At 54.0% G+C, this 3595-nt stretch carries 2 rRNA genes; both read right to left on the bottom strand.

Annotated elements, in window-relative coordinates:
- Nucleotides 1-13 precede the first annotated feature (13 nt).
- Nucleotides 14-130 (bottom strand): 5S ribosomal RNA (rrf, locus tag ACIQLD_RS18700).
- A 108-nt stretch (nucleotides 131-238) separates the two neighbouring features.
- A 23S ribosomal RNA gene (locus ACIQLD_RS18695) occupies nucleotides 239-3343 on the bottom strand.
- Between the last annotated feature and the right edge of the window lie 252 nt (nucleotides 3344-3595).

The raw sequence follows: 3595 nt of genomic DNA, 5'->3' as shown, positions 1-3595 counted from the left end.
TTGTCTAAAAGGAGTCCGGCGGTGTCCTACTCTCCCACAGGGTCCCCCCTGCAGTACCATCGGCGCTGTGAGGCTTAGCTTCCGGGTTCGGAATGTAACCGGGCGTTTCCCTCACGCTATGGCCGCCGAAACACTATTGATGTTTCAATCAAACACATAACAAAGTCATTGTTGTTATGCGGTTCTCGACCGTACATCGAGAACCACTCAGTGGACGCGTAGCACCAACAAACGGTGTGTTATCAAGTCATCGGCTTATTAGTACCAGTCAGCTGCATGCATTACTGCACTTCCACATCTGGCCTATCAACCCAGTAGTCTGGCTGGGAGCCTCTCACCCGAAGGTATGGAAATCTCATCTTGAGGCCGGCTTCCCGCTTAGATGCTTTCAGCGGTTATCCATCCCGAACGTAGCTAATCAGCGGTGCTCCTGGCGGAACAACTGACACACCAGAGGTTCGTCCAACCCGGTCCTCTCGTACTAGGGTCAGATCCTCTCAAATTTCCTACGCGCGCAGCGGATAGGGACCGAACTGTCTCACGACGTTCTAAACCCAGCTCGCGTACCGCTTTAATGGGCGAACAGCCCAACCCTTGGGACCTACTCCAGCCCCAGGATGCGACGAGCCGACATCGAGGTGCCAAACCATGCCGTCGATATGGACTCTTGGGCAAGATCAGCCTGTTATCCCCGAGGTACCTTTTATCCGTTGAGCGACAGCGCTTCCACAAGCCACTGCCGGATCACTAGTCCCGACTTTCGTCCCTGCTCGACCTGTCAGTCTCACAGTCAAGCTCCCTTGTGCACTTACACTCGACACCTGATTGCCAACCAGGTTGAGGGAACCTTTGGGCGCCTCCGTTACTTTTTGGGAGGCAACCGCCCCAGTTAAACTACCCACCAGGCACTGTCCCTGAACCGGATTACGGTTCGAAGTTAGATATCCAGAGTGACCAGAGTGGTATTTCAACAATGACTCCACACGAACTAGCGTCCATGCTTCAAAGTCTCCCACCTATCCTACACAAGCCACACCGAACACCAATACCAAGCTGTAGTAAAGGTCACGGGGTCTTTCCGTCCTGCTGCGCGTAACGAGCATCTTTACTCGTAATGCAATTTCGCCGAGTTCGCGGTTGAGACAGTTGGGAAGTCGTTACGCCATTCGTGCAGGTCGGAACTTACCCGACAAGGAATTTCGCTACCTTAGGATGGTTATAGTTACCACCGCCGTTTACTGGGGCTTAAATTCTCAGCTTCGCCTTGCGGCTAACCGGTCCTCTTAACCTTCCAGCACCGGGCAGGCGTCAGTCCGTATACATCGTCTTGCGACTTGGCACGGACCTGTGTTTTTAGTAAACAGTCGCTACCCACTAGTCTCTGCGGCCTCCAAACGCTTTCGGGAGTAAATCCCTATACGCCGAAGGCCCCCCTTCTCCCGAAGTTACGGGGGCATTTTGCCGAGTTCCTTAACCACGATTCTCTCGATCTCCTTGGTATTCTCTACCTGACCACCTGAGTCGGTTTGGGGTACGGGCGGCTAGAACCTCGCGTCGATGCTTTTCTTGGCAGCATAGGATCACCCACTTTTTATCCGCATCGTGTCTCAGCCTATGTGAATCGCGGATTTGCCTACGACTCGGCCTACGCACTTGCACCAGGACAACCATCGCCTGGCTTGGGCTACCTTCCTGCGTCACACCTGTTAATACGCTAACCGCACCAGAATGGGGTCGTGCGCTAGGCCCAGAGCGTCACCCCGAAGGGATCAGTCACTGGGATTCAGACACTTAGCACTACTGGATTAGCTTGGGCGGTTCTTCGCCGGTACGGGAATATCAACCCGTTGTCCATCGACTACGCCTGTCGGCCTCGCCTTAGGTCCCGACTTACCCAGGGAAGATTAGCTTGACCCTGGAACCCTTGGTCTTTCGGAGGACGTGTTTCTCACACGTCATTCGCTACTCATGCCTGCATTCTCACTCGTGTAGCCTCCACGGCTGGTTTACACCGCCGCTTCGCTGGCCACACGACGCTCTCCTACCCATCAACACGGCTGGACCACGAAGGCCTACCAATAATGTCAATGCCACAACTTCGGTGGCGTGCTTGAGCCCCGTTACATTGTCGGCGCGGAATCACTTGACCAGTGAGCTATTACGCACTCTTTCAAGGGTGGCTGCTTCTAAGCCAACCTCCTGGTTGTCAAGGCAACTCCACATCCTTTCCCACTTAGCACGCGCTTTGGGACCTTAGTTGGTGGTCTGGGTTGTTTCCCTCTCGACTATGAAGCTTATCCCCCACAGTCTCACTGCTGCGCTCTCACTTACCGGCATTCGGAGTTTGGCTGACGTCAGTAACCTTGTAGGGCCCATCGGCCATCCAGTAGCTCTACCTCCGGCAAGAAACACGCAACGCTGCACCTAAATGCATTTCGGAGAGAACCAGCTATCACGAAGTTTGATTGGCCTTTCACCCCTATCCACAGCTCATCCCCTCAGTTTTCAACCTAAGTGGGTTCGGTCCTCCACGACGTCTTACCGTCGCTTCAACCTGGCCATGGATAGATCACTTCGCTTCGGGTCTAGGACATGCGACTGAATCGCCCTATTCAGACTCGCTTTCGCTACGGCTACCCCACACGGGTTAACCTCGCCACATATCGCTAACTCGCAGGCTCATTCTTCAAAAGGCACGCTGTCACCCCTACTAAGGAGGCTCCAACGGTTTGTAAGCAAACGGTTTCAGGTACTATTTCACTCCCCTCCCGGGGTACTTTTCACCTTTCCCTCACGGTACTTGTCCGCTATCGGTCATCTGGGAGTATTTAGGCTTATCAGGTGGTCCTGACAGATTCACACGGGATTTCACGGGCCCCGTGCTACTTGGGATACTCTTCGCGCCAAGAGAGGCATTTCGACTACGGGGTTGGCACCCTCTATGACCGGCCTTTCAAGACCGTTCGTCTATACCTTCTTGTAACGCCGCCACCTCGGCAGAGATGACTGAAAAGTCCCACAACCCCCAACGTGCAACGCCTGCCGGCTATCACACACGCTAGGTTTAGCCTGATCCGGTTTCGCTCGCCACTACTAACGGAATCGCGGTTGCTTTCTCTTCCTGTGGGTACTGAGATGTTTCACTTCCCCACGTTCCCTCTACCCGCCCTATATATTCAGGCGGGAGTCACTAGGTCGGCACGCCGCCCAGCGGGGTTTCCCCATTCGGACACCCTCGGATCAAAACTTGCTTATCAGTTCCCCGAGGCTTATCGCAGATTGCTACGTCCTTCTTCGGCTCCAGATGCCAAGGCATCCACCGTTTGCTCTTAAAGACTTGAAATCACATGAGTTTGAATCAAAAACTCGACCCCATCCGAAGATGGAATCTGAAATTGACTAATGATCTTTAAGATCATCTTGTGCAACTGACCGAAGTCAGCTGCAAGATGCTCGCGTCCACTGTGTAGTTCTCAAAGTACGGGCGGTGCCCCTATCCACAACCCCACACGGGGGAAACAGAAAGAGGCCCAGAGGTTCAGACCAGATCCCGAAAGATCCGCATCCGGTCCCTCAGGACCCAACAGCGTGCAGA

This window comes from Microbacterium sp. NPDC091662 (genome assembly GCF_044756705.1).
Classification (GTDB): domain Bacteria; phylum Actinomycetota; class Actinomycetes; order Actinomycetales; family Microbacteriaceae; genus Microbacterium.
The sequence above is the reverse complement of the archived record's forward strand: the minus strand, read 5'-3'. Positions and strand labels throughout refer to the sequence as shown.